This is a genomic window from Rhizobium sp. 01T417 (assembly GCF_056398905.1).
Genome location: NZ_JBFTQH010000146.1, coordinates 1 through 1130, shown reverse-complemented (window position 1 = coordinate 1130; position 1130 = coordinate 1). Strand labels below are relative to the sequence as shown.

The 1130-nt window shown below is 56.0% G+C and carries 1 protein-coding gene; it reads right to left on the bottom strand.

The features are described from left to right. Window positions 1–66: 66 nt before the first annotated feature. Window positions 67–1130, bottom strand: a 1064-nt coding sequence (locus tag AC1DPR_RS32070) for a restriction endonuclease subunit S (protein WP_477818038.1), incomplete at its 5' end; no start/stop codon positions are given.

Below are 1130 nucleotides of genomic sequence, written 5' to 3'. Positions count from 1 at the left end.
GCGTCCAACCCAGCGCAACGAGCTGGGCAACGAAAGGCTTTTCGACGTCCTCCAGCTCCCAGCCCATCAGGCCACCTCTTTCGCTTCGTGCTGCTCCTGTTGCGTCATCAGCAATGGTGTGACCCGGACACGGCCAGTGAGGAGGTCATCCATCAATCCGGCCTTAATTTCCCTCATCACATTTCCTTTTTGTAATTCAGTACGCAGGCGAGTATCAATGGCAGTTACCTTAGCAAGGATAAGTCCCTGCTCGATTTTCTTAGGCATAGCCACGGCAAGATTGCTCACAATCTTGCCGCTGATCTTGACCATACTCGCAGACGTCCCCACCGCGTTGGCCTGAATTTGTTTGCGAGTCCGAGACGATTGGAGAACCAGCTGCAGAAACTCGGCGCTGGTCTCGGAGGAAGGCACCAGCCGCATCATCAGGTCGGGATATGTGCAAGGCGTCCCGACGTCCTTATAGATCCCGACTAAGCCAACTAGATCGCGCGTATTCGCGCGACTTACCAGGAGGTCACCGTCTCTGAGACGAGCATCCGCCAGCCGCTTATCGCCATATGGCGCATGCTTCAATTGGACCGGCAAAAAGCCGTTCGTCGTCAGGCACCCCAGTCCAAGCATTTGAACGCCGGTCCACTCCGGCGCTTCCTTCGGGGAGTAGCCATTTCTTGGATTACCATCAAGCCATATTCCAAGGGTACCGCTGTCCCAGTCCTTCGGAATCCACCCCAACGGCGATGCTTGGTAGAGATGGGGCGCCTCGTCTTTCGGCGGGCGTAGGTCCCCGTTGGTGTCGATGCCTCGCGTCAACAGATCGTGCAGCAGGCCGTACTTGACCGCCTTGAGCTTCGCGATGATCGCCTCGGTTTCGTGGATAGCGGTATCGACGGTATCGAGAACTTTAACAATTAGTCGCTTTTCGGTTGGATCCGGCGACGGCACCTCAATAGCGCCGAACTCAGAGCCGGAGATTTCGAGGAAGGTCGTGCCGGAAGCGCGCCGCACTAGTTCCGGTTGCACTTTGTCGAAGAGATGGAAGTAGAAATCCGAATCAGTTGCTTGTTTGAAGACGATAGACTTGAAGCACTGGTTGGTCGCCATTGGCACCGCATTGATGACCCGTGCGC